Annotated in this window: 21 protein-coding genes and 2 pseudogenes; 12 read left to right on the top strand and 11 right to left on the bottom strand. The window is 71.0% G+C overall.

The genetic code is table 11. The features are described 5' to 3' along the window. The first annotated feature begins 177 nt into the window (after positions 1-177). The 4 genes and pseudogenes from ACGFIZ_RS08510 to ACGFIZ_RS08495 form a co-directional block, all read left to right on the top strand. Positions 178-597 (top strand): FHA domain-containing protein, encoded by a 420-nt coding sequence (locus ACGFIZ_RS08510; RefSeq protein ID WP_393417137.1) that lies wholly within the window; start codon positions 178-180, stop codon positions 595-597. An 81-nt stretch (positions 598-678) separates the two neighbouring features. After that, entirely contained in the window at positions 679-1578 is a 900-nt protein-coding gene (locus ACGFIZ_RS08505; protein ID WP_393417135.1) for an alpha/beta fold hydrolase, read from the top strand. A 150-nt stretch (positions 1579-1728) separates the two neighbouring features. Next, positions 1729-2673 (top strand): annotated as a pseudogene (locus ACGFIZ_RS08500) (3-hydroxyacyl-CoA dehydrogenase family protein); the annotation flags it as partial. A 108-nt stretch (positions 2674-2781) separates the two neighbouring features. After that, positions 2782-3627, top strand: a pseudogene (locus ACGFIZ_RS08495) (3-hydroxyacyl-CoA dehydrogenase family protein); the annotation flags it as partial. 230 nt (positions 3628-3857) lie between these two features. On the opposite strand, the gene ACGFIZ_RS08490 reads toward ACGFIZ_RS08495, so the two are convergent. From ACGFIZ_RS08490 to ACGFIZ_RS08470, 5 genes are read right to left on the bottom strand one after another with little or no spacing between them, the layout of a single operon-like run. Further along, the gene (locus ACGFIZ_RS08490; protein WP_393417133.1) at positions 3858-5138 is read right to left on the bottom strand and encodes a dihydroorotase; all 1281 of its coding nucleotides are present in this window, start codon (positions 5136-5138) and stop codon (positions 3858-3860) included. Further along, positions 5125-5973 (bottom strand): hypothetical protein, encoded by an 849-nt coding sequence (locus ACGFIZ_RS08485; RefSeq protein WP_393417131.1) that lies wholly within the window; start codon positions 5971-5973, stop codon positions 5125-5127. The genes ACGFIZ_RS08490 and ACGFIZ_RS08485 overlap by 14 nt, the downstream gene beginning before the upstream one ends. Then, positions 5970-7232 (bottom strand): Zn-dependent hydrolase, encoded by a 1263-nt coding sequence (locus ACGFIZ_RS08480; RefSeq protein ID WP_393417129.1) that lies wholly within the window; start codon positions 7230-7232, stop codon positions 5970-5972. Before ACGFIZ_RS08480 ends, ACGFIZ_RS08485 begins: the two co-directional genes overlap by 4 nt. 21 nt (positions 7233-7253) lie before the next feature. Continuing rightward, entirely contained in the window at positions 7254-7706 is a 453-nt protein-coding gene (locus ACGFIZ_RS08475) for a hypothetical protein (protein ID WP_393417127.1), read from the bottom strand. Between the two features lie 49 nt (positions 7707-7755). After that, positions 7756-8709, bottom strand: coding sequence for a dihydroorotate dehydrogenase (locus tag ACGFIZ_RS08470; protein ID WP_393417125.1), 954 nt, complete (start codon positions 8707-8709; stop codon positions 7756-7758). A gap of 124 nt (positions 8710-8833) precedes the next feature. On the opposite strand from ACGFIZ_RS08470, the gene ACGFIZ_RS08465 reads away from it, so the two are divergent. The 6 genes from ACGFIZ_RS08465 to ACGFIZ_RS08440 all read left to right on the top strand — a co-directional run bounded on the left by ACGFIZ_RS08465 (position 8834) and on the right by ACGFIZ_RS08440 (position 15754). Further along, positions 8834-9448, top strand: a complete 615-nt coding sequence (locus ACGFIZ_RS08465; protein WP_393417123.1) for an LOG family protein — start codon at positions 8834-8836, stop codon at positions 9446-9448. Between the two features lie 124 nt (positions 9449-9572). Then, positions 9573-10544: a ribokinase gene (locus ACGFIZ_RS08460; protein ID WP_393417121.1), complete on the top strand. Its 972-nt coding sequence runs from the start codon at positions 9573-9575 to the stop codon at positions 10542-10544. Continuing rightward, on the top strand, positions 10541-12916 hold the full coding sequence (locus ACGFIZ_RS08455; RefSeq protein ID WP_393417119.1) for an extracellular solute-binding protein: 2376 nt from the start codon (positions 10541-10543) through the stop codon (positions 12914-12916). The genes ACGFIZ_RS08460 and ACGFIZ_RS08455 overlap by 4 nt, the downstream gene beginning before the upstream one ends. Positions 12917-12982: 66 nt before the next feature. After that, a complete protein-coding gene (locus ACGFIZ_RS08450) occupies positions 12983-13885 on the top strand; it encodes a carbohydrate ABC transporter permease (protein ID WP_393417117.1) in 903 nt (300 codons plus the stop codon). Positions 13886-13889: 4 nt separating this feature from the next. Continuing rightward, the gene (locus ACGFIZ_RS08445; RefSeq protein ID WP_393417115.1) at positions 13890-14744 is read left to right on the top strand and encodes a carbohydrate ABC transporter permease; all 855 of its coding nucleotides are present in this window, start codon (positions 13890-13892) and stop codon (positions 14742-14744) included. Further along, positions 14744-15754 carry a nucleoside hydrolase gene (locus tag ACGFIZ_RS08440; RefSeq protein WP_393417113.1) on the top strand — a complete coding sequence of 337 codons (1011 nt, stop codon included), beginning with the start codon at positions 14744-14746 and terminating at the stop codon, positions 15752-15754. Before ACGFIZ_RS08445 ends, ACGFIZ_RS08440 begins: the two co-directional genes overlap by 1 nt. 494 nt (positions 15755-16248) lie before the next feature. On the opposite strand, the gene ACGFIZ_RS08435 is transcribed toward ACGFIZ_RS08440, so the two are convergent. The 4 genes from ACGFIZ_RS08435 to ACGFIZ_RS08420 all read right to left on the bottom strand — a co-directional run bounded on the left by ACGFIZ_RS08435 (position 16249) and on the right by ACGFIZ_RS08420 (position 19509). Continuing rightward, positions 16249-17526, bottom strand: coding sequence for an NAD(P)/FAD-dependent oxidoreductase (locus ACGFIZ_RS08435; RefSeq protein ID WP_393417111.1), 1278 nt, complete (start codon positions 17524-17526; stop codon positions 16249-16251). After that, positions 17523-17726 carry a ferredoxin gene (locus tag ACGFIZ_RS08430; protein ID WP_393417109.1) on the bottom strand — a complete coding sequence of 68 codons (204 nt, stop codon included), beginning with the start codon at positions 17724-17726 and terminating at the stop codon, positions 17523-17525. The genes ACGFIZ_RS08435 and ACGFIZ_RS08430 overlap by 4 nt, the downstream gene beginning before the upstream one ends. Then, on the bottom strand, positions 17723-18436 hold the full coding sequence (locus ACGFIZ_RS08425) for an MOSC domain-containing protein (RefSeq protein ID WP_393417107.1): 714 nt from the start codon (positions 18434-18436) through the stop codon (positions 17723-17725). The genes ACGFIZ_RS08430 and ACGFIZ_RS08425 overlap by 4 nt, the downstream gene beginning before the upstream one ends. A gap of 314 nt (positions 18437-18750) precedes the next feature. Beyond that, the gene (locus ACGFIZ_RS08420; protein WP_393417105.1) at positions 18751-19509 is read right to left on the bottom strand and encodes an IclR family transcriptional regulator; all 759 of its coding nucleotides are present in this window, start codon (positions 19507-19509) and stop codon (positions 18751-18753) included. A 191-nt stretch (positions 19510-19700) separates the two neighbouring features. Here ACGFIZ_RS08420 and ACGFIZ_RS08415 point away from each other — a divergent pair, with 191 nt between their 5' ends. After that, positions 19701-20027: a hypothetical protein gene (locus ACGFIZ_RS08415; protein WP_393417103.1), complete on the top strand. Its 327-nt coding sequence runs from the start codon at positions 19701-19703 to the stop codon at positions 20025-20027. Positions 20028-20093: 66 nt separating this feature from the next. After that, positions 20094-20894, top strand: coding sequence for an alpha/beta hydrolase (locus ACGFIZ_RS08410; protein WP_393417101.1), 801 nt, complete (start codon positions 20094-20096; stop codon positions 20892-20894). 237 nt (positions 20895-21131) lie between these two features. Here ACGFIZ_RS08410 and ACGFIZ_RS08405 read toward each other — a convergent pair whose 3' ends face one another. Further along, entirely contained in the window at positions 21132-23402 is a 2271-nt protein-coding gene (locus tag ACGFIZ_RS08405) for a hypothetical protein (protein ID WP_393417099.1), read from the bottom strand. Positions 23403-23575: 173 nt separating this feature from the next. Further along, the gene (locus tag ACGFIZ_RS08400; protein WP_347667496.1) at positions 23576-24841 is read right to left on the bottom strand and encodes a cell division protein DivIVA; all 1266 of its coding nucleotides are present in this window, start codon (positions 24839-24841) and stop codon (positions 23576-23578) included. Positions 24842-24955 lie beyond the last annotated feature (114 nt).

The raw sequence follows: 24955 nt of genomic DNA, 5'->3' as shown, positions 1-24955 counted from the left end.
CCGCCGGCGGCGGGCCGAGGGGCCGACAGCCGGCGGGCGGAAAGGGACGGCGGGTGCCGAACCGGCCAACGGTACCTGTCCGGCCGGTGCCGCCGGGGTGACCTTGTGGTGGTGGGGACGGGTGCGGTGTGATGGCAGTCTGACGCCCGAACCCTGGTGGCTGGAGGCGTACCGTCCATGGAGGACCTTTTTCCGGAACTGCTGCCGTTGCTGACGGTGGCGGGCGGGCCGATGCGGGGGGCGAGCTTCCGGCTCAGCCCGCGACCGCAGGTGATCGGCCGCGGGTCGAGCGCGGACATCGGAGTCGACGACCCGCACCTGAGCCGCCGGCACGCCACCGTGTGGCTCACCGCCGAGGGTGTGTCGCTGATGGACCTCGGCTCGACCAACGGCACCTGGCTCAACGACCGCCGGATCGAGGGCCCGGAGCAGTTGACCGACGGGGACGTGCTCCGGGTGGGCCGTACCGAGCTGCGCTTCTTCGACCCCGGACTGGCCCGTACCGACCCGGTGGGGCTGGCCTTCGGTGGCCGTCGCCGGGACCGACGCACCACCCTGCCGCTACCGCTGCCCGCCCCGCCCGCCGCCCGGACCTGAGGCGCGCACACACCCCGGACCCGGGTGGGCAGTGGGACGGCCACATGGAGTGGACGGGCGGGACGTGGCACGATGCCGCGGATGGAGACGGCACAGCACACCCTCACGGCGAACGGGATCGTCCAGCGGCTTCGGGTCGCCGGACCGCCGGACGGGGTGCCTGTGCTGCTCATCCACGGCAACTGCTCGTCGTCGGCGTTCTGGGAGCCGCTGGTGCGCCGACTGCCACCCACCGTCCGGGTCGTCGCCCCCGACCTGCGCGGGTACGGCGACACGGAGACCGCCCCGGTGATGCTGGAGGCGCCGGTCTCCCCGTACGGCTTCGGCGGCACCCGCGACCTCGACGGCGCGCCGACCACTCCCGACTTCGCGGGCACCGGGGCCGGCACCGCGAACGCGGACTTCGTCGCCCGGCTGGCCGCCGGTGACCGGGGCACGGACGGCCCGACGAGCCCGCGCAACGTGCTGCGGGCGGCGTACGTGGCCGACCCCGCCTCGCTCGGCGAGGACGAGGAGCTGCTGCTGGACAGTGTGCTGTCCACCGCGACCGGGGACGACAACTACCCGGGCACGGCCGCCGGGTCGCCGCACTGGCCGGGCACCGCGCCGGGCGGGCGGGGCGTGCTCAACGCCCTGGCCCCGGCCCACTTCCGGATCGCCGACGAGCTGGTGTCCGTCGCCGCCAAGCCCCCGGTCACCTGGGTACGCGGGGACGCCGACGTGATCGTCTCGGACACCTCGCTGTTCGACCTGGCGTACCTGGGCTCGCTCGGGGCGGTGCCGGGCTGGCCGGGGGAGGCGGACTGCCCGCCGCAGCCGATGGTCGGCCAGACGCGGGCGGTGCTCGAGCGGTACGCGGCGGCCGGCGGGACGTACCGGGAGGTGGTGCTCCCCGGCTGCGGGCACAGCCCGCACCTGGAGCGGCCGGCGGAGTTCGTCGCCGAGCTGCTGGCGCTGGCCGGGGTGCCGGCGACGGTCTGAGCCGGGCGCGGCGGCACCGGCTGTGCGGCAAGCCGGCACGGACCGTGAGATAATCCACCGCGTCTCGACAACCGAGCGTCACGTGGCAGACTCGCGCGCATAACCTTAGTGGCCGTTCATGCGGTCCCGCGGACTTTGGGGAGGCCGGTCGTGGCGCGCGAGTTCACCAGCGTGGGCGTTGTGGGGCTGGGCACCATGGGTGCGGGCATCGTCGAGGTGTTCGCGCGCAACGGCCTCGACGTCGTCGCGGTCGAGATCTCCGACGCCGCCCTGGAGCGCGGCCGGGCGAACCTGACCGGCTCGACCGACCGGGCGGTCGCCCGGGGCAAGCTCGCCGAGGCCGACCGGGACGCGCTGATGTCCCGGGTGCGCTTCGCCGTCGGGCTGGACGCGCTGCGCTCGGTGGACCTGGTGATCGAAGCGGTCCCCGAGCACCTCGACCTCAAGCAGCGGATCTTCGCCGAGCTGGACCGGGTCTGCAAGCCCGAGGCGATCCTGGCCACCAACACCTCGTCGCTGTCGGTCACCGAGATCTCGGTCGCCACCACCCGGCCCAACCAGGTCATCGGCATCCACTTCTTCAACCCGGCGCCCGTGATGAAGCTGGTCGAGGTGGTCCGCACGGTGGTCACCTCGTCCGACGTGGTCGACGACGTGGAGGCGTTGTGCGCCCGCCTCGGCAAGGTCGACGTCACCATCAGCGACCGGGCGGGCTTCATCGCCAACGCCCTGCTGTTCGGGTACCTCAACCACGCCGTGACGATGTTCGAGGCGCGCTACGCCAGCCGCGAGGACATCGACGCCGCGCTGAAGCTCGGCTGTGGCCTGCCGATGGGCCCGTTGGCCCTGATGGACCTGATCGGCCTGGACACCGCGTACGAGATCCTGGACACGATGTACCGGCGGGGCGGGCGGGACCGCCGGCACGCCCCGGCGCCGCTGATCAAGCAGATGGTCACCGCGGGCCTGCTCGGCCGCAAGTCCGGCCGGGGCTTCTACACGTACGAGCGGCCGGGCTCGCCGAAGGTCGTACCGGACGAGCACACGCCCGTGGCGGCGGAGCCGGCGCTGACCGACGGCGCCCGGGCGATCGCCAAGGTGGGCATCGCGAGCGCGAGGAGTGAGCTTGCGAGCCCCGCAGTCGTGAGCAAGGTGGGCATCGCGAGCGCGAGGAGTGAGCTTGCGAGCCCCGCAGTCGTGAGCAAGGTGGGCGTCGTGGGTTCCGGGACGATGGCCGTCGGGATCATCGAGGTCTTCGCCAAGGCCGGGTACGAGGTCGTCTCGGTCACCCGGGGCGCGGAGAAGTCCGCGAAGGTCTGCGAGGCGGTCAGGACCTCGCTGAACAAGGGCGTGGTACGGGGCAAGTTGAGCGAGGCCGACCGGGACGCCGCGCTCGGCCGGGTCACCTGGTCGGCCACCCTGGAGCACCTCGCCGACGTCGACCTGGTGGTGGAGGCGGTCGTCGAGGAGTTGAGCGTCAAGAAGGCCCTCTTCGCCAGCCTCGACGAGATCTGCAAGCCCGGCGTCGTGCTCGCCACCACCACCTCGTCGCTGCCGGTGATCGACGTCGCGATGGCCACCCAGCGGCCGGCCGACGTGCTCGGGCTGCACTTCTTCAACCCCGCGCCGATCATGCCGCTGGTGGAGATCGTGCGGACCATCCGCACCTCGGCGGAGGCCACCGCCACCGCCCGGGCGGTCTGCGCGCGGCTGGGCAAGACCAGCGTGGTCTGCGGCGACCGGTCCGGCTTCATCGTCAACGCGCTGCTCTTCCCGTACCTGAACGACGCGGTGCGGATGCTGGAGGCCAACTACTCCACGGCCGACGACATCGACCACGCGATGAAGCTCGGCTGCGGCTACCCGATGGGCCCGTTCGAGCTGCTCGACGTGGTCGGCCTGGACGTCGCGCTGGCCATCCAGCGCGAGCTGTACCTGGAGCTGCGCGAGCCCGGCTTCGCCCCGGCGCCGCTGCTGGAGCACCTGGTCACCGCCGGCTACCTGGGCCGCAAGACCGGGCGCGGATTTCGCGACCACACCAGTCGCTGATCCGGGTCGCCACCTGATTCCACAGGCGACGGAACCCCAGCCACAGAGGTGGCTGGGGTTCCGTCATGTCTTCGTGGCGAACGCTGATCCTGTGCCCCGGCCCGCTTCCGCTGTCGATCCAAACCCATGCCCGTCCGTCCCTTGGAAGCTCACGCGGGCCAACCACGATGACCCCCGTTGGTCGGAGCTGCGGCTGGGCAACTGAGACGCCGGCTCCCATGGCGCAGTTCCTAGCCACCCCGCCCGTGGTCCCGGTCGGCACGCCCGTGGACGACCCGCCCGTCGACGATCGTGCAGGCGACGCGCTCGTGCGCGCGCCAGCCGAGAAACGGGTTGTTGCGGGACCTGCTCCGGTGCCGGTCGCCCCGGATCACCTCGGAAATCCCGGTCTCGACCACACACAGGTTCGCCGGCTCGCCGATTCGTACCGGCCGGCCGGCCTGGTGGGCGATGCCGCCGATACGGGCCGGAACGGCGGACAGCACCTCGGTGAGCCGCACCCAGTCGACCTCCCCGGTGGTCGGCGCGCGGAGCACGGCGGCGACGACGGGGAGCGCCGTCTCCAGCCCGGTCAGCCCGAACGCGGAATCCGCCCAGCCCTTCGCCTTGGCTGGCGCGGGATGCGGTGCGTGGTCGGTCGCCACGACGTCGACGGTGCCGTCGATGAGGGCTTCCCGGAGCGCGAGGACGTCGTCGCGCGACCGCAGCGGAGGGTTGACCTTCAGGGCCGCTCCCGAGTTGAGCGCCGCCTCGTCGTCCAGCATGAGGTGGTGCGGGGTGACCTCGCAGGTCACCGGAACTCCAGCCTTCTTCGCTTGGCGGATCAGCTCGACGGACCCCCTGGTCGAGACGTGGCAGACGTGCAGGTGCCCACCGGTGTCGGCGGCAATCGAGAGGTCCCGCTCGATGACGCGTTCCTCACCGGCCGGGAGCCACGGCGAGGCGCCGGCCCGTTGCGCCACCCGCGCGTTGACGGCGCCGGAGCCGACGATCGCCGAGTCCTGAGCGTGCTGGCCGAACACGACATCCTGTTCCCGGCAGGCCTGGAGCATCGCGCGGACAAGTCGCGGATCTTCGACGCAGCGGCCGTCGTCCGAGAAGAGGCGTACGCCGGCGGCGGTGAGTGCCGCCACGTCGACGAGCGACCGACCGGCCAGGTCGGTGGTGACGGCGGACACCGGACGGATCCGGGCGGTGCCGCGGGGAGCGCGGCGCAGCAGCTCGGCGACGCGGGACACCCGGTCGGTGGGCGGCGACGTGTTGGCCATGGCGAACACGTCCGAATAGCCGCCGGCAACCGCGGCGGCCGTTCCGGTCCAGAGGTCCTCGGCCTCGGTGAAGCCGGGGTCCCGCAGGTGGGTGTGCAGGTCGACGAAGGCGGGGAGGACGAGGCGGGTCGTCGCTGGCGTGTCGTCCCCGGCTTCCTCGATCGCACGGATGGTCCCCTCGGCGATGGTGAGGTCGACGAGCGGTCCCTGCAGGGACAGCCGTACGGACTCAAGCCGCAGCATGGCCGTCGCTCCGTAGCTGGAAGACGGGGCCGTCGCTGCAGACGAGGGGTCCCTCCCGCGACGGGTCGGCAGTGCCGGGTACCGCGCAGCCGTGGCAGTATCCGAGCCCACAGGCCATGTGCGCTTCGAGCGACACCTGTAACGGTACGTTCCAGCGGGCGGCCAGGGTCATCGCGAGCCCGGCCAGGCGGGTGGAGCCACACACCACGATCAGTCCCGGTGGCAGGTCGTCGAACTCCGCGTCCAACCGTCGGTCGAGTGCCTCCACCGAACTCGAACCGTCGACGTCCGTCACGGTGATGGCCTTCGCGCCGAGTTCGGCGCAGTCGTCCCGACCGATGACGCGGTTGTCGGACCGGGCGCTGAGGACCAGCGTGCTGGCGATTCCGGCGTGTGTGGCGTCCTCGACGAGCGTCATGAAGGAGCACACGCCGATCCCCCGCCCGATGAGCAGCAGCGACTCGGCGGAGCTGGAGAGGTCGAAACCGCGGCCGAGTGGGCCGGTCACCAGGAGTACGTCACCGGCCCGCGCTCTGCTCAGCGCGTCGGTGCCCCGGCCGTGCACGTTGTAGACCACCTCGATGTCACCGGAGGACGCCCGTCGGCGGTGGATCGCCATCGGTCGGGGCAATTGGATGGGTGAGCCTGCGACCTCGGGCACGCTGATCATCACGAACTGTCCGGCCTGAGCTGCCAGGCAGATGCGGGGTACCCGCAGCACCAGCCGGAAGATGGTCGGCGACAGCGGGGCGTGGCTGACGACGACAGCCGACTCGCAGGACGGCTCGGGTCGGTGGCGGGCCGGCAGCACGGCCGGCGGAGGCATGGCCGTCATCGCGCCGAGTCCAGCCGGTACATCGTCTCCAGGAGCACGGCGGCGCCAGCGGCGATCTGACCGGCGTCGGTGAACTCGTCCGGTGAGTGGGAGAGCCCGCCGCGGCTGGGGACGAAGACGATACCGGCCGGCATGAGCCGGCTGATCTGCTGGGTGTCGTGGCTGGCACCGCTGGGGATCACGTCGGCGGCGAGCCCCAGCGCCGCTGCCGCTTCCAGCGCTACCGACCGGACCTCCTCCGACAGGTCGACCGGCGCGGTGTCGGCCAGTTCCTCGACGTCGACGTCGACACCGCGTCGCCGCGCGATCGCCCGGCACTGTCGCCTGACCGCGTCCGCGGCGGCGCGTTGCCGTCGGTGGTCGGTCTCACGGACGTCGACGGTGAATACCACTCGACCAGGGATGATGGTGACCGCGCCCGGCTCGACCGACAGTGCGCCCACAGTGATGCGGGTGTTGGTCTCGGCGCCTTCCACGGCCAACTGTTCGCAGGTGAGCACGCACTCCGAGGCGGCGGCGAGGGCGTCCCGGCGGCCGTCCATCGGCGTCCCTCCGCTGTGCGACGCCACGCCGGTCATCGAGACCCGCAGTCTCGTCGAGCCGGAGACGGTGTCCACGACGCCGATCGGCACGCCGCGGTCCTGCAGTACCGTGCCCTGTTCGACGTGGAGTTCCACGAGGGCGCACCAGTCCGACGGCGTCCACCGGGCGGTCCCGACCCGTCGCGGGTCGAGCCCGCACGAGGACATCGCGGCCGCCATCGTCGTACCCGTGCCATCCCGCAGCCGGTGCAGGTCGGCCTCGCCGGTGAGGCCGGCGACCATCCGGCTGCCGTTGCATGCCTGGCCGAAGCGTGCCCCCTCCTCGGCGGCGAAGGCGACGAACCGCCAGGGGTGCCGTCGGGGGCGGGTGCTGGCGGTGGCGGCGGTCGCCACCGCCAGGGCACCGACCACACCGACGACACCGTCGTACGCGCCGCCGTGCGGAACACTGTCCAGATGCGATCCGGTGCCGATCGCGCCACGACGCGGCGCGGTGTTGGGTGGCAGCTCGCCGATGGTGTTGCCGGCGGCGTCGGTGTGGGCGGCGATCCCGAGATCGGCCAGTTGCGCGGCGAAGAGTTCATGCGCCTGACGTTCGAGACGGGTGTAGGCCAGCCGAGAGACGCCAGCGCCGGGCTCCGACAGGGCGGCGTACTGCCGCAGTGTGTTCTCGAACCACGTGGCCCCGACGATGCGGGAGGTGACCGGTGTCGACATGAGCTTCTCCTGGAGGGTCGGCTAACGGCCGTCGGCCACGGGCGGGAGGAGGTCCGCCGGCGGGACGTGGAGCCGCGGCGGGTGCAGGGTGAGTGCGCAGTCGAACCGGTGCCCCCGCTCCCGCATCATCTCCATCACCGGCAGCATCGGCCGGGAGCTGGTGAGCCGCGTGGCGACGAGCGCCACCGTCGATCCGGCGGGTGGCTCGGCGGAGGTGAAGAGGAGACCGCGTTCCTGTACGACGGTGGCCCGACGCGCTCCCATCGCGGACGCGACCACGTGCGCCAAGACCGCCTCCTCCTCACCCTCCCAACTCAGGACGGTCCCCACCGCGCGGGTGGACAGGATGGCCGCGATCGCGGTACCGAGCCGGTTCGTCTCCTGGGGGTCGCAGCCCAGGTCGAACCAGAGGCCGTTGCCGTCCGTCCTCGTCATCGGCCCGGTCAGCGCGGAGAGATAGGGGAGTTCGTTCATCGGGTGACCTCGTTCCTGGGATACGTACGGCGGTGGCCGGACACGCGGGTCAAGCGAGCGTTGTTTCCCGGCGGAGCAGGGACGTGATGGTGGTGACCCCGGCCGCGTGGCAGCGGGAGCGGAGCCCGCGTACGACGTCGACCATTGCGAACGGCCGGCTGAAGTTCGCGGTGCCAACCTGCACGGCCGACGCGCCGACGGAGAGGTACTCCAGGGCATGGTCGGCGGTGGCGATCCCACCGCAGGCGATGACGGGCAGCTCGACGGCCTTGGCCGCGAGCCACACCAGCCGCAGAACGATCGGCCGGATGTGGGGGCCGGTCAGGCCGCCGACGTAGTTGCCGAGGGCCGGCTTCAGGCTTCCCGGTTCGAGGGGCAGCGCGGGGACGGAGTTGGCGATGCAGACCGCGTCGGCACCGGCTTCCTGGGCCGCCAGGGCGCACTCGGCGATGGAGGCGACCATCACGGGCAGTTTCGCGATCAACGGTTTGTCGGTGACCGCCCGCACCCGCGACACCGTGTCGTGCAGCGCGGCCGGGTCGGATCCGATGTCACGGCCGTCCGCGTCGAGGTTGGGGCACGACACATTGATCTCGTACCCGGCGCCGGCACCGTCGAGCCGCGTCGCGACCTCCTCGTACTCCGCCGGCGAGTGTCCACCGATGCTGATGATCGTGGGGACCGAAAGCGCCTGGTAGGCGGCGAACTGGCCGGCCAGGAATCCGCGCGGGCCGCGACTGGGGATGCCAACGCTGTTGACCACCCCTGCCGGAATCTCGGTCAGTCGGTGGGCGGGGTTGCCGGCCCGGGGCTGGAGGAAGACGGTCTTGGTGACGGCGACCCCGATCTCCGGCATGGGGAGCATCCGGCCCAGTTCAGGTCCGAAGCATCCCGAGGCGGGCATCACCGGGGAGTTCAGCTTGAGCCCCCGGATGTGCACGGACAAATCGACGCCGTCGGCGACGGGATCGAACGGAACCGGATCCGGGGACAGCGGTCGCACTCCAACTCCCTCGTCACGTAGCATGTTTCCGCGTATCGGAAATCACTCTTCCAGAATCAGGGTACGGAGTATCAGCTGACCCGCGCGGGCCTGTCAAGCCCGGCGGGCGACGAGGGAGGCGGCCATGCGGGTCGGGATCTATGCCGGCTCGGCGGCCGGCACCGCCGAACTGCGCACGTGCGTGGTAGCCCTGATCGGCGGGCTCGCCGACCGGGGACACGACTTCGTCTACGGTGGCGGCTCGGCCGGCATCATGGGACTCGTCGCCGACACGGCGATCGCCCGAGGTGCCCCAGTCACCGGCGTCCTACCCCCTCGACGGGAAGGGGGCGAGTCGCCCCACCGGGGGCTGACCCGCATCGAGACCGCGCCGGACCGGCCGACCCGGCGCGCCCGCATCCTCGAACTGTCCGATGTCGTCGTCGCGCTACCCGGCGGCCCCGGCACCCTCGAAGAGCTTGCCGAGGCGGTGAACCTCCGCCGCATCGGCTTCACCACGGTCAAGTGCGCGGTGTTCAACGCGAGCGGCTTCTTCGACCCGTTCCTGCGGCAGCTCGACAACATGGTCAGGAGCGGATTCCTCCGAGAACGCCGGCCCGACCTCGTCGCGGAGATCACCACCGCCTGCGACATCGAGGCGCTCGCCGGATCGGGGCCGACCCGGCGCGACCACGCCGGAGCGGCCCGGCGCGACCGTTCCGACGCAGCCAGAATCCCCTCACATCGATACAAACGCTGACCGGCGCTGATCTTTCGGTGTCAGATCGACACGCCGCGGTGGAAACATCGATTCCACAACCCATTGACCGCCTGTTTCAACGCGCGTAGATTGCGAAACCTCATGCAGGCCGGAAGGGAAACACATGATCGATTCGGCGGGGAGAGAGCCCACAGTCCTGGTCGTCGGCTCGATCCACCACGACCGCTCACTGCTCGTGCCGCGACTGCCGGGCCCGGGCGAGACGGTTATCTCAGGCCGGACCCTGGACGGTCTCGGGGGCAAGGGAGCGAACCAGGCGGTGGCCGTCGCCCGCACAGGTGTCCACTGCGACCTGCTCGGCGTGGTCGGCGACGACGGCAGCGCCGTCGTCGTCCGGAGGGAACTTCTCGCCCACGGTGTCTCGGTCGCGCAGGTGGGTGTCGTCCCCGGCCGGCAGACCGGGCGGGCCACCGTGGTAGTCGAGGACGCGGGCGAGAATCTGATCATCGTCGAGCCCGGTCCGGTGGACCTGATCGCGCGGAACATGATCGACGCGAACCTGTGTGACCGCGACACACCACCGGCGGTCGTCGTCGTCCAGGGCGAGGTGCCTGCGCCGGTCATATGCTGGACGGCCGAGTCGGCGAAAGAGGCGGGTTCGAGGTTTGTCCTGAACCTGGCTCCCGTGCTGCCGGTCGACCTGGCGGCCCTGCGGCAGGCCGACCCCCTCGTGGTGAACGAGCACGAAGCCACTGCCCTGCTCGAACTGCTCGACGGCACCCCGAGGACGGTCGACGGCCTCGACGACGCGCTCGGCGTGGCACGACGTCTCATTGGCACCGGGATCCGCTCGCTCGTCATCACCCTCGGTGCCGACGGGGCGGTACTCGCCGATCGCCACCGGGTCCACCACGAGGCGGCCTTTCCTGCGACGGTCGTGGACACGACCGGGGCCGGCGACTGCTTCACCGGCACGCTCGCGGCCGGGCTCGCGTGCGGGTACCCGTTGGTGGAGGCGACCCGCCGGGGAATGGCCGCCGCGTCCATCGCCGTCGGCCAGACCGGCGCCGCCACGGCCTACCCGACCCGGGCGCAGGTCGACGCCGTCCTCCACTCCGGGGCGGTGTTGCGATGACGAACCCGCGTCGGGTGACCCGACAGGACGTCGCCCGGGAGGCCAGAACCTCGGTGGCGGTGGTGAGCTACGTCATCAACGACGGACCGCGTCGGGTCGCACCAGCCACCCGCCAGCGCGTCCTAGACGCGATCGAGAAGACCGGCTACCGACCCAACGTCATCGCGCAGGCTCTGGCCGGAGGACGTTCCGGCGTGCTCGGCCTGGTCGTTCCCGACATCTCCAACTCTTTCTTCTCCGCCCTGGCGAAGTCGATCGAGGACGAGGTGTTCCGGGAAGGCCAGGTCCTCCTCGTGGGCAACTCGGCGGAGAGCGCCGTCCGGGAGGCCCGGCTGATCACCAGTTTTGTCGAGCGACAGGTCGACGGGCTGCTCTACGTGGGGGTGGGTCATCACTCACCCGTCGAGGAGGCGATCCGCGCGGGGATACCCGTCGTCGCCCTCGACCGACGGGACAGGTTCTCGGACATCTCCTCGGTGGTGGTCGACAACTTCGACGGTGCCGCCATGGCCACCGATCATCTCGTCGGGCACGGGCACCGCCGGATCGCCATCATCGCCGGCCCGTCGAACCTCTTCACCTCCGTCGAGCGGATCGGCGGCTGGCGGAAGACCCTGAAGGCACATGGCTTGCCCGACGACGAGAGCTTCTTCTTCGAGGCGCCCTTCTCCCGTGCGGGCGGCTACCAGGCCGCCGTCTCGTTGTTCCGACGCGGTACGGCTGACGCCGTGCTGGTGGCCGACGAGATGCAGGCCCTCGGCGTCCTCGCCGCCGCGGCCGACGCCGGGGTACGAGTACCCGGAGACCTGGCCATCGTCACCTTCGACGGCACCGAGCAGTCGATGTTCAGTGTGCCACCGCTCACCACCGTCGGTCAGCCACTGACCGACATCGCGCGTCACGCCGTCGCTCTGGCGCGCTCCACGAACGCGGACGGATCGAGGCACATCGTCTGCGATGTCGAACTCATCCGTCGCCGCTCCTGCGGCTGCACCGATCAGATCAGAGAGAACCACCAGGCGCCGACTCAGATTGCAGTCCACAGCGGCACCTGGGAGTCCCCACCAGAAGAGGATCATAACATGACAAAGAAGGTCGGCCGGATCGCCGGCGCTTCGCTGGCGATCGCCGCACTGTCACTGAGCGCCTGCGGCTCATCCCCCGGCGACGACCCCAACGAGGACGTCACCATCACCTTCGTCACACCGCACAAGGGGGTCTTCGACGAGGCCGTGGCGGCCTTCGAGGAGGAGCATCCCAACATCAACGTCGAGGTGCAGATCATTCCGTTTGCCGAGATCGCCGCCCAGACCCAGGCCCGGCTCGGCGCGAAGGACAGTTCCATCGACGTGATCGCGGTGGATCCGCCCCGCCTGCCCAGCCTGGCGACACAGGGCTTCCTCAAGGATGTCTCCGATGACGCCGCGGACCTGAAGGAGGCGCTGACCGCGGGCGGCATCGAGTCCGTCACCTGGGACGGCAAGCAGTACGGCTACCCGCTGTGGACCAGTGACAACTTCCTCTTCTACAACAAGAGCCTGCTGGCAAAGGCCGCGATCGCGGAACCGGGGGCGGACAACGCCAGCCGGTGGACGTGGGACCGGACCCTCGCTGCGGCCGAGAAGGCGAAGGCCGCCGGCGCCCAGTATGGGTTCGCCTTCGAACAGGTCGACGCCTACTACGCGCTCCAGCCCGTGATCATGTCGATGGGTGGCGGCACCGGCCTGGAGGGGAAGGACAACCTCACGCCCGCCGTGGACAACCCGCAGTGGATCGACTTCGGCAGGTGGTACGCCCAGCTCTACTCGTCCGGCCTCGCACCGCGCGGTGTCGCTTCGGCGCAGATGCCCGACCTGTTCAAGAACGGATCGGTGGCGTTCTACATCGCCGGGACGGCGCGGATCACCGACCTGCAGAAGAGCGGCCTGGCCGACAAGTGGGGCATGGCCCCGCTGCCGTACGCGGCCGGCGGCAGGGTCGTCACCCCGACGGACTCGTGGGCGGTGAGCGTCAGCAACTTCAGCGAACACCAGGCCGCTGCGCGCGAGTTCGCCCGCTACCTGTCCCTGTCCCCTGACGGCGCGACGTCCACCGCCACGAAGTTCAACCTGCCGCCGGTCAACCAGAAGGCCTACCCGAAGTACATCCACTACATCGACGGCATCGCGCCGAAGCAGACGACCCAGTACGGCACGCTCCTCACCACCGACACCGACGAGCACGCGGTCCGGCGGCCGCCGTCGGTCGGGTACGTCGACTTCGAGACGATCGTGAACAAGGCGTTCTCTGACATCCGCAACGGTGGCGACCCGGCGAAGATCCTCGCCGCCGCGCAGGACGCCCTCGACCGGCAGTTGTCCCAGTACAGGTAGCACGTCCGGCCCCGGGCGACGGCCCGTCGCCCGGGGTTGCGTGATGTCTATCGGAAAGACACGAACGTGACCCAAGTACACTCACGCCCCGGTCGGCTCCTCCGACAAGGTCGGACGAGACTCCACGGCCGCCTGCGGAACCTCGCCACTGCCGGCCTGTTCCTCCTACCAGCCCTGGTCGGCCTCGTCTTCCTGCGACTCATCCCGTCCGCCGAAGCCGTCCTCTCGTCGTTCACGAACCGGCTCGGGGAGCTTTCGCTCTCGAACTTCACCCGCGTCTTCAGCGACCCCGATTTCCTCGGCTCGCTGAAGGTAACCCTGCTGTTCTCGTTGGTCGTCAATCCGCTTCAGATCGGGTTGGCCCTGTTCCTGGCCGTCGCGCTGACCAGGCACGTCCCCCTGGTCGGTGTCTGGCGGACGCTCATCCTCCTGCCCATCGCGGTCCCGCAGACGGTGTCGGCCATAGTCTGGGGTGTCCTGTTCCGCCCGGACGGCCCGCTCAACGGCGTCCTCGACGCGGTCGGCATCCCGGCCGTCCCCTGGCTGGTCAGTCCCGACACGGCGCTGATGTCGATCGTCATCCTCTGCAGCTGGGTCGGTGTCGGATACTGGATGACTTTCCTCGTCGCCGGCATTCACGAGATTCCCCGGAGCCTCTACGAGGCTTCGGACCTCGACGGGGCAACCGGGTGGAAGCAGTTCGTCCACATCACGCTTCCCGGCGTACGACGACCGCTGTTGTTCGTTCTCGTCGCCGACACCGTCGCCAACTTCCTCGTGTTCGCCCCCGTGCGCATCCTCACTCAGGGCGGGCCGGAGGGTTCCACGAACCTGATCATGAACTTCATCTTCGAGCGTGCCTACACCCTGGCCGACACCGGCAGTTCCGCGGCGGCGACGGTCGTCCTGGTCAGCATCGTCATCACGGTGGTTGCCGTGCAGTTCCGGCTGCTCCCCGGAAAGGACTGAGGACATGGTCGATACCGTCCCCAGGCAGCACGAACGGCGCATCGGACGCCGTACGCTGCTCATCGTCGTCCCCGCCGCGGTCCTGGCGGTCGCACCGTTGCTCTGGGCCGTCGTCTCCTCGCTCCGACCGGGTGACGAGATCTTCCGCTACCTCTCCCCGGTGTCCGTCTGGACGGTCGTGCCGACCACGGTCTCGCTGGACAACTACCTTGCGGTGCTCGACAGCAGCTTCACCCTCGCGCTGCTGAACTCTATCGTGGTGACGACCGTCAGCGTGGCAGCCGGCCTCGCAGTGTCGTCGTTGGCCGCGTTCGCGCTGGCCATGATTCCGTTCCCCGGCCGCGCCGCGCTGTTCGGCGTCATGGTCATGAGCTTCCTCGTGCCCTTCGAGGCGATCGCGATCCCGCTCGCGTCGACGTTCCGGGAGGCGGACCTGCAGAACACGCTGACCGGGCTGATCCTGCCGGCGGTGGGCAACGGTCTGGCGATCTTCCTGCTCCGGCAGTTCTTCCTCGGGATCCCGATCTCGCTGAGCGAGGCGGCCCGGATGGACGGACTGTCCTGGTTCGGTATCTACCTGCGGATCTATCTGCCGCTGTCCCGCGCCTCGATGGTCGGCGCCGGGCTGATTCTCTTCGTCTTCCAGTGGCAGTCGTTCCTGTGGCCGCTGCTCATCGCGCCGGCACCGGCCGTACGCGTGGCGCCGGTTGCCATCGCCGACTTCGCCCAGGAGTCGGGGGTGGACTACGGCCAGATGTTCGCCGCCGCCACCCTCACCGCCCTCATCCCGCTGCTCGTCCTCCTCTTCGCGCAGCGACAGTTCACCTCGTCACTGGCGTCCACCGGGGAGCGGGAGTGATGGACATCGTCACCGCCCCGCGGCGGGTCATCATCGACTGCGATCCCGGCAACGGGATTCCCGGCGCCGACATCGACGACGGCCTCGCACTCGCGCTCGCCGTCTCCTCCGCGACGATCCACCTTGACATGGTCACCGTCGTCTCCGGCAACACCCACCGGGACCAGGGCTTCGACGTGGCCCGCACCTTCCTCGACCTCGTCGGACTGGACGTCCCCGTGTTCGCGGGAGCCAGTGTCGCCCTGCTGGAGCCAAGCGCGCCGTGGCGGACCCGGCAGGACCGCAACAGCCGCGACCCGGCGGTGGTCGCGGCCTGGTCCGCCGTTCCCGCGCCACGCTCGTACGAGGCACGGACCGCACTGGGCGCGGCGGCCGAGATCGTCCGGCTCGTCCGCGCCAACCCGGGCGAGATCACCATCGTGGCGATCGGCCCGCTGACGAACATCGCGCAGGCCCTCCAGATCGACCCGGGGATCGCGGACCTCGTCCGCGAGGTCGTGGTCATGGGTGGGGCCTTCGACGTTCCCGGCTTCCTGCAGGAACTCAACTTCGGTATCGACCCGGACGCCGCGCGGATCGTCCTGACCTCGGGCTGCCCGATCACGCTACTGCCGCTGGACGCGACGTCACAGACGCTGCTCAGGCATTCCGACCTCGATCTCGTGGACCCCGATCGTTCCGCGTTGACCCGGTACGTCGTGGAGACGACCCGTCCATGGATCGACCTCGCCGCTGCATGGCGGAACATCGACGGCTGCCTGCTGCACGATCCGCTCGCCGTGGCACTGCTGATCGACCCCGGCATCGTCACCACCCAGGAAATGATGGTCGACGTCGAAACCCGGGGAACGCTCACCCGTGGGCGACCCGTCGCGTGGACGAGAGAGAACCTACGCCTGCACGTCGGCCTCGATGTCTCGCGGGCCAGACCGGTTCGGGTGGTGAAGACGGTCGACAACGACCGACTCCTGCGGACCATGCTGTCGGCGTACCACAGTTGGCCGAGGTGAGCTAACCAGACGGCGACGGCGACGGCCGCCCGGCCAGCGTGACCGCTGGCCGGGCGGCCGAATGCCCAGGCGTGGAAGGGGACCCACCCCCAGGCCGGACCACCCCCAGCAACATCGTGGGCCCCGTCGTCGGCGGCCTCGTGCTGGCTACAACGCGGTCACCGTGGTGTGTGGCGGCCGAGGCGGGCGGTCTGGTTGCCTCGTCCCCGGTGGCCCTGGCCGGTCCGACCGTTGTCGGCGGCCTGCACCTGATCTGACACGACGCGATGACGCATCCCGGTGGCCGGTCAGGCCGGGATTGCCAGGCCCGACCACATGACGAACTGCGCCGTCTTCCACCTGGGTGTCGGGTCGCGGGCCCGATGGGTCCCGCGCATCCGGCCCCCGCCCGTGCCGTCAGCCGATCTCCGGCGTCGTGACGGTCGTCACCGGCGGCACGCCGCTGGCGGACCGGCCTGACGGGCTGACCGGACCGGTGCCCGCCCCGGCGCCAGTCAGCAGCCTGTGGCCCCGAGGACCGGCGCGGCGGCGGGGGCGGGAAACACCGGGAACACCGGTAGGTCGGGCAGGAAGCCGAGCGAGTCGAGGGCCACCGGTCCACCTTGCCTCTGAAGTTCACGCCGGAACTGCCCGGCGGCCCTCGCGTTGTCGAGGAAGAAGCCGCCCGCCACCGAGCCCCGACCGTCCAGATAGAGGCAGTAGCACCGTCGGTCGGATGTCTCCCAGTTCGCCGACACGACCTCGCGCATCGCCGAGGACACCTCGCCGACGATCTGGATCTTCCTGTTGTGCTGGTCCGACCAGCCGTAGGGGACGAAGGCGAGGGGCTCCGCGGCCATTCCGTCGACCAGGGCGCGGGCGACGATCTTCGACTGCTCGACGGCGTACGACCAGTGCTCCGACCGCCGGAACCCCGGGTCACCGTCGCACGGCCAGGCCGACACGTCGCCGACCGCGAAGATCACCTCGTCCACGGTCCGACCGTGGTGGGACACCCGCACCCCCTCAGGCCCGGCGAGGCCGGTGCCCTCCAGCCACTCCACGTTCGGGATGCCCCCGATCCCGGCGACGACCAGATCCGCGTCGAACACCCGTCCGTCAGTGAGTACGGTCGACGTGGCCCCGCCGGCTGTCTGACCGATCGACTGGACGTCCGCGCCGAGCACCAGCTCGACACCGGCGTCCCGGTGCATGGCCATCAGGCGGTCGGAGACGCGCGGACCGAGGTGGGGCATCAGGACGGGCTCGCGAGCCACGAGGGTCACGAACGCACCTCTGGCGACCGCCGACGAGGCGACCTCGCAACCGATGAAGCCTCCGCCGATGACGAGCAGACGCCGTCCCGGCTTCAGCTTCGCGGCGATCTGCCGCGCGTCGTCGAGGGTCCGCAAGGTGTGCACGTCGTGGCAGCCAACACCTCGACCCGCGACCGCGCGTGCTCTCGACCCGGTGGCGATGACTAGGGAATCGTAGGAGAGACGCGTGCCGTCGGCGAGCGTGACGAGTTTCCGCCCCCGATCGAGCGCCGTCGCGGGCACTCCGAGGCGGAGGTCGATTCTCAGTTCGGCCAGTCGCCCTTCGGTGACGAGGTAGATCTGACTCTCTGGCCATTCACCGAGGAGCATCTGCTTCGAAAGCGGCGGACGGTCGTACGGAAGGTGCCGTTCAGCTCCGACAAGAGTTAGCCGGCCGTCGTAGCCCCTGGCACGGAGCTGTTCCGCCGTCCGCAGTCCAGCGAGGGCGGCACCGACGATCAGCGTTCCCGCGTTCACCGCGTGACCTGTTCGAGGCGGATCGCGCCGGCGGGGCAGGACTCCGCTGATTCCCGCAGGTCGGCGAGGTCGGAATCGGGGAAGGTCTCGCCCAACGCCAGCGCCTTGTTGTTCTCGTCGATGTCGAAGAAATCCGGCGCCACCATCACGCAGTTGGCGAATCCCTGACAGAGGTTGAGGTCGACATGCACCCGGATCATGAGATCTCCCTGTGGTCAACTGGCGAGCCTTTGGCCACCCGCTCCCGGAGCTCGGCCTTCTTCGCTTCCGCGAGCGAGCCGACCGCGAGAAGAGCCGCGGCGCCCTTGATGTCTTTTCGGTCGAGAAGGATCTGATTGGCGTCGGCGATCGTGTAACCGTGGTCCTCCCGGGCCGTGAGGCGCATGCTGTCGCCGACCCGGACGACCCCTTCCTCGATCACCCGATAAAGAATTCCGGTCCGGTGGCTCCGCGCGACCTCGATGGCGAACTTCGGCCGGCGGTAGCGCGCCGCCACCTTGTGACACGGGGAACGCGGCTGGGCCGCCTGGATGACGGCCTCACCGACGGCGAAGACGTCACCGACGTGAACGTCGAACTCGGTCAGCCCGGTGGTGGTGAAATTCTCGCCGAGGGCCGCATAAAGCGGGAGGTCGAGTCCGAGGGTCTCCCGCCAGAACGCGTAGTTCTCGGTCGAGTAGCTCAGCACGACGCGGTCGGGACCGCCGTGAGTTTCGTAGACCTGCTCGTCCCCGGGGAGCCCGGTCCTCGACACCCGGACCTCGTCGACCGGCTCCTTGAGGTAACCGGTGAGGATCTCCTGATCGCCGCTCCGGAGCACGGACGCGGTCCCGACACAGAGCCACTCGATCCGTCCCGCGAGCGCGACCTCGTCGGGCCGCAGACCCCGATCATTCGTCACCATGGCCATCCTTTCGCGACGTGGAATACATGTTTCCACGTCAGCCGTTCATGCGCCAGATCGTTTCGTCCCTTCCAGTACCTGTCACGGCTTTCATGCCCACATTTCCAGACTGGCGAAAGCGGCGGCCCATCGCGACCGTGGTCGTTCTCCACGCGACAGGTCGCCACGGAGCATGCGGATGGGCGCCGTGCCGCCGGATCGTCGGCGCGGCGGTCGCGGTCGGCCGACGCGGTGGTGATGTCGAAAACCCGGACCGCCGGGCCGGCGACAACAGAAAAGGTCGCCGGGGCGGCGACTGGCGTGCCCGGAAAACGCGCGCGCTACTGGTCGGGATTCCAGCCCAAGAGCGTGGACATCCTGGCCGCGGTTTCCTTCACCTTCTCGACGGTGGAGGTCCGGCGGTCGTCGGTGGCGAACCGGCTGGACGATCCCGCGAGGGTCACGCTGGCCGTCACCCGGCCGGTCGATGTGAAGACCGGTGCGGCGACCGCCCAGACACCCTCGTCCAACTCGTCCGCGGCGATGTCGTATCCCCGATCCCTGATGACCGGGAGACGTTCGAGTACGGAGTCGACCGTGTGCGGGCTCGAAGGGGTGAACTCGTCGAGATCGCGGGATTTGAGCAGTTCAGTGGCAACCTCGGAACTCAGGAAGGCAAGGAGAATACGCGCGGCAGCAGCGGCGTGCATCGGCATGACCTGCCCGAGCCGCACGAAGAGCCGCAGCGGATAGGTGCCCTCCACCAGGGACACACAGACCGCCTCACTGCCGTGCAACTCGGTCAGGAAAACGGTCTCGCCGGTCGCCCGCGACAACTCGCGGACCATGTTGGCGAGCGACTGCATCCCGCCCGTCTCGCTCACGTTTTTTTCCGTCAGATCGCGTACCGCTGGGCCGAGGAAATACCGGAGGTCGATCGGTGACCGGCTGACGAACCGCTGCTCACGGAGCACTCCGAGAACGCGGTGCATGCTCCCCAACGGGATGTCGAGCGCCAGACGTAGCTCCTGGAGGGTCATGCCGTCAGGCCGGTTGGAAAGTGCCTGGAGGACATGGAGCGCACGGACGACGGGTTGCATCCCTCCACCCTAGCCTCGGCCTTCCGTAAGGCCGGCGCAGGCCGGCAGGAGGATGATCGTGCGGCACTTGGAGGTACCACGCGTGGCGCGAGGCAGAACCAGGGTTTTGCCAGGTTCCTAACCTGGCTTTAGTGTGCTTTGTGAGGTAGGGACGAGTCCGGTCCGGACGCTGGCCCGTACGCTTGTTGACCGTGAGCCCCCGTCGCAACCGTCCCCGGCGGGACGAGCACGCCCACCTGGACGCCGAGCGGGCCCGGCAGGGCGTGCCCTCGGTGCAGCAGTGGCGCGACGGCGACTGGCAGGTACGCGGAATCTCGGGCGGCGCGTCGGTCAAGACGTACCGCTGTCCGGGCTGCGACCAGGAGATCCGGCCCGGGGTGGCGCACGTGGTGGCCTGGCCGGCGGACGACCGGGGGGACCTGACCGACCGCCGGCACTGGCACAGCGGGTGCTGGCGGGCCCGGGACCGGCGCGGCCCGGGGATCCAGCGGGGCCGCGGCGCTCCCCGGTACGGCTGAGCGATCTGGGTCACCCCGTTTCCGCCCCGGCGGGCGGGACGCGCGGCGGCGCGCGAGACTTGGGCGGTGAGCACACCGATCCGCGCGTCGTCGATCCTGCCCGGTCTCCGGGAGGACATCGAGCTGCACACCGCCGACGGGCTGCGCCTGGTCGGTGAGCTGGCCCGGCCGGTGGACCGGGAGCCGGTCGGCACCCTGGTCTGCCTGCATCCGCTGCCCACCCACGGCGGGATGATGGACAGCCACGTCTTCCGCAAGGCGGCGTGGCGGCTGCCGGCGCTGGCCGGCCTGGCCGTGCTCCGGTTCAACACCCGGGGCACGAGCAGCGTGCGCGGCACCAGCGAGGGCGAGTTCGACGCGGCGGTCGGCGAGCGGTTCGACGTCGCCGCCGCCATCGAGTACGCGGAGTTCGCCGAGCTGCCGAACATCTGGCTGGTCGGCTGGTCGTTCGGCACCGACCTGGCGCTGAAGTACGGCTGCGACCCGGCGGTGGCCGGTGCCGTCCTGCTCTCCCCGCCACTGCGCTTCTCCACCCCCGACGACCTGGGCAACTGGGCCGAGGCGGGCAAGCCGCTGACCGCCCTGGTGCCGGAGTTCGACGACTACCTGCGGCCGGACGAGGCCCGGCGGCGGTTCGCGGCGGTGCCGCAGGCCGAGGTGGTCGGGGTGCCCGGCGCCAAGCACCTCTGGGTGGGCGACGCCGAGGCCGTGCTCGACGAGATCGTCCGCCGGGTCGCCCCGGGCACCCCGCTGCCCCTGCCGCGTACCTGGGACGGCCCGATGGAGACCGGCGACGTCAGCGCGTACGCCGACCGCACCGTCGCCGCCTTCGCCGACACCCCGGTCCCCGGCCCCCGGCCCACCTGACACCCCGCGCGCTCCACGAGGCCCCGCGAGGCACCCACCCGCGATCTTGCACTTCGCGCCCCTGTTATGGGGCGTATGCCAGTATTGCCGGGGCGGAACTGCAAGATCGCGGGACGCTGAGCGCCCGACGCGGGCGGGATGGGCCAGGTGGGGCCCGCCGTGCCCGGCGTAGGGATCAAGCCTGACCGCCCGGAGCCGGGCACGGCGAGCCCCACCCCGACCGCACCCACCCGAGGACTACTCGGACTCGACTGTCACCTTGCTCGGCTTGGCGCTGCGCTCGTCGGTGGTCGGCTTCGTCGGGCGCTTGCCGTTCTCGCCGGTGCTGGTGATCTTCGTGGGCGTGGCCTCCCGGCCACCCTCGCCGGGCACCGCGGCGATCGTCGGCTCCCCGTCCACGCCGGCGCTCGCCGCTCCGCCGTCCACCGTGGTGACCGGCTCGCCCACCGGCCGGGCCTTCGCGGGCCCGGTGCCGTCCGCCGGGGTGGCCTTCGTCGGCGCGCCGTCGTCGGCGGGGGCGAGCTTCGCCGGCGCCGAACCGTCGGCCGTGGGCGTCGTCGCCGGCGCGGCGGCGTCGGCCGGGGAGATCTTCGCCGAGCCGGCGTCGGCGGTCGCCCTGATGGCCGTGGTGGGGGGCCCGGCCGGGGCGGCCCCGGCCTTGGCGGGCTCGTCGGCCGGCTCGGCCCTGACCGGCCCGGCGGTCGGGTCCGTGGGGCCGGTGCCGGTGGCGGCTCCGGTCGGTACACCGTTGACCCGGGCGGGGGCGTCGACGGCCCCGGCCCGTGCGGCTTCGGCCAGGGCGGCGGGGGCCGGGCTCGCCGGGCCGACCCGGGCCGGACGGGCGCCGTCGGCGGACAGTCCCGCCCCGGCGGCCTGCTGCCGCAGGTCGAGCAGCTGGCGCTGGAGCTCGTCGGACTCCTGCCGGGACTGCCAGGTCTCCTGCCGCAGGTCGGCCAGCTGCTGCTGGGCCTTGGCGATGTCCAGCATCACCTGCGCCAGCTGCTGCCGGCCGGCGGCCACCTCCTGCTGCGTCGCCGCGAGGTGCTGCTGCGTCGTGGCCAGGTGCTGCTGCGTCGTGGCCGCGTACTCCTCGAACTGGCGGCGGGAGGCGGAGACGTGCTCGTCGGCCTTGCGGCGCCTGTCGTTCGCGTCGTCCTCGGCCCGGCGCAGCAGCTCGGCGGCCTCCTCCTCGGCCTGCTGACGCATCGCCAGGGCGTCCTGCTCGGCGGCGCGACGGATCTCCGCGGCGCCCTCCTCGATCTCCTCCCGCCGGGCCGTGTACTGCCGCTCCAACTCGGCCTGCCGGGCGGTGAACTGCTGCTCCAGCGAGTCGCGGCGCTCGGCGTACTCCCGCTCCGCGGCCGCCTTGCGCTGGACCAGCTCGCGGTCGGCGGCCTCCCGGCGGCCGTTGACCTCCCTCTCGACGCCGGCCCGCCACGCGCCCAGTTCCTCCTGGGTCTGGGACCGGGTCTGCTGCACGTACGCCTCGGTCTCCGTGCGCATCCGCTGCACGTACGCCTCGGTCTCGGCGCGCTGGCGCTTCGCCGCCTCACCGGCCTGCGTGGTGAGCCGCTCCGCCTCCTGCCGGGCCCGGTCACGGGTGCCTTTCGCCGCCGCCTCGGCGTCGTCGGTGATCCGCTTCGCCTCCTGCAGCGCCTTGGCGTGAGTGGCCCGCCCGGCCTCCGTGGCCGCGTCGGTGAGCCGCTTGGCCTCCTGCTGGGCCTTGACGTGCACCTCCTTGGCCGCCTCGCGGAGCTGGGTGGCCTCCTGCTGGGCCTTGGCGTGCGCCTCCTTGGCCGCCTCGCGCAGCTTGGTCGCCTCCTGCTGGGCCCGGGTGTGGATCTCCTTGGCCGTGTCGCGGAGCTGGGTGGCCTCCTGCTGGGCCTTCGTCAGCGCCTCCCGGGCGGCCGCGCGGTGCCGGGCGACCTCCTCCTCGGCGGTCGCGCGGAGCCGGGCGACCTCCTTCTCGGCGGTCGCGCGGAGCCGGGCGGCGTCCTCCTTGGCGGCCTTGAGAGCGGCGTCCGCCTCGTCGCGCCGGGCCTTGCTGTGCCGCTCCTCCTCGGCCCGCCGGGCGGCGAGGGCGATCTCGAAGTCCTTCAGCGCCTGGGCCGCCTGCTCCTTGGCCTCGGCGACGATGTGCTCCGCGGCGGCCCGCCGCGCCTCGATCTCCTCGTTGGCGGCGATCAGGATGGCGTCGGCCTGCTCCTCGGCGAGGGTGAGGATCTGCTCGACCCGGGGGCCGAGGTGGCGGAACGAGGCGCGGTCCACCACCCCGATCTGCTTGCGCACCTGCGCGAGGTCGCGTTGCAGCACCTCGACCTGGCCGGCGAGCTTGTGGATCTGCGTGTACGCCTGTTCCCGCTCGGCCGTCAGGGTCGCGATCTCGTGCTCGGCGCGAGCGACGTACCGGTCGACCTGCCGTTTCTCGTACCCCCGCAGGGCGGACTCGAAGCTGGGCTCCGTGGTCACGTCCCCGCCGAGGGCGAACAGTTCCTCGCCGTGCGACATGCCCCCCATCCTCACACGCATCCGGCTCTGCCGGGGCGATACGGACGCGCCTGTTGGGACCTACTTCACCCGGTTCGTACCCGGGCATGCCAGGGATTGGGAAACGCACACGGCGCGGGGTCCACCGGTGACCCGGTGTCGCCCCGCGCCGTTCATGCCCCGGCCGCGCGGTGTCAGCCGGCGGACTCCGTGCTCACCGACTCGTCCTTGGCGTCGGCCTTGGCCTCCGGCTTGGCCGGCGCAGCCGCGGGGGTCGCCGCCGGCACGCCCGGCACGATGCCGGCCAGGCCGGAGAGCATCTGGCCGAGCTGCGCGGTGACCGCGTCCTTCTGTCGGGTGAGGTCCTCGACCTCGCGGCGCGCGGCCTGCGTGGTCAGGTCGGCCTCGGTGCGGGCCTCGGTGACCAGGCGGTTCGCCTCGGCCTTGGCCTCGTTGAGGGTCTTCTCGGAGAGCGCCTTGGCCTTCTCGATCGTCTCGTTGGCGGTGCGCTCGGACTCGACCCGGCGCGCCTCGGCGCGCTGCTCGATCTCCTTGGCCCGCTCCTGGGCGGCCCGGGCCCGCTGCTCGGCCTCGCTGACCAGCTTCTGGGTCTGCGCGACCTGGGCGGCGTGCCGCTCGGACTCCTCGCGCTCGGCCTTCTCGCGCCGCTCGGCGAGCTGCAGCTCCAGGGCCTGAAGGTCCTTGTCGCGCTTGTCGCGGGCGTCGGTGAGCAGCTTGGTCGCCTCGGCGCGCTTCTCCTCGGCCTCCCGAGCCGCCTTCGCCCGCTGCTGGGTGATCTCCCGCTCGGCGGTCGCCCGCAGCGTCGCCACCTCGCGCTCGACCGTCGACTTCAGCTCGGCGACCTCGTGTGCGGTGACGGTGCGCAGCTGCTTGGTCTCGCGCTCGGCGTCCGCCCGCAGGGTGTCCGCCTCCCGGCGGGCCTGCACGCGCACCTCGGCGGCCTCGCGCTCGGCGGCGGTGCGGACGCTGCCCGCCTCGCGCTCGGCGGTGGCCTTCATCGCGGCGGCCTCGGCGCGGGCCTTGTCGGTGATCTCGCGGGCCTCGAGGCGGGCCGCGGAGAGGATGCCCTCGGACTCGCGCTTGGCCTCGTTGCGGTGGTCGTTGGCCTGCTCCTCGGCCAGCCGCAGGATCTGCTCGACCCGGGTGCCCAGGCCGGAGAGGGTCGGCCGGCTGTTCTCCTCGAGCTGCTTGTTGGTCTCGGCGAGCTTCTGCTCCAGCGCGCTCTGGCGCTGCTCGGCCTGGCGGAGCCGACGCTGGGCGTCGTTCATCCGCTGCTCGGCCTCGGCGCGGGCCTGCTCTGACTGGGTCAGCGCGGCGGTCAGCCGACCGATGAAGTCATCGACCTGGCCGACGTTGTATCCGCGCAGGCCAACGGTGAAGTCTGGCTGCGAGTTCGCGTTATCGAAGAACGCAAGAGGGGAGGACTGCTGCTGGGGCATTGGGACATAGTGGCAGACGCCCCGGGGTGGTTCGCAAGACCGGTGCGCGGCTTTCGGGTCCTCTTTACATGGTCAACTCGCTGCCTTTACCCGGCCGGCCCCGCGGCCGCGCGC

It is taken from the genome of Micromonospora sp. NPDC048830, assembly GCF_043198215.1.
Lineage (GTDB): Bacteria > Actinomycetota > Actinomycetes > Mycobacteriales > Micromonosporaceae > Micromonospora.
Note: the sequence above shows the minus strand (reverse complement) of the source record. Positions and strands in the feature narration are given on the sequence as shown.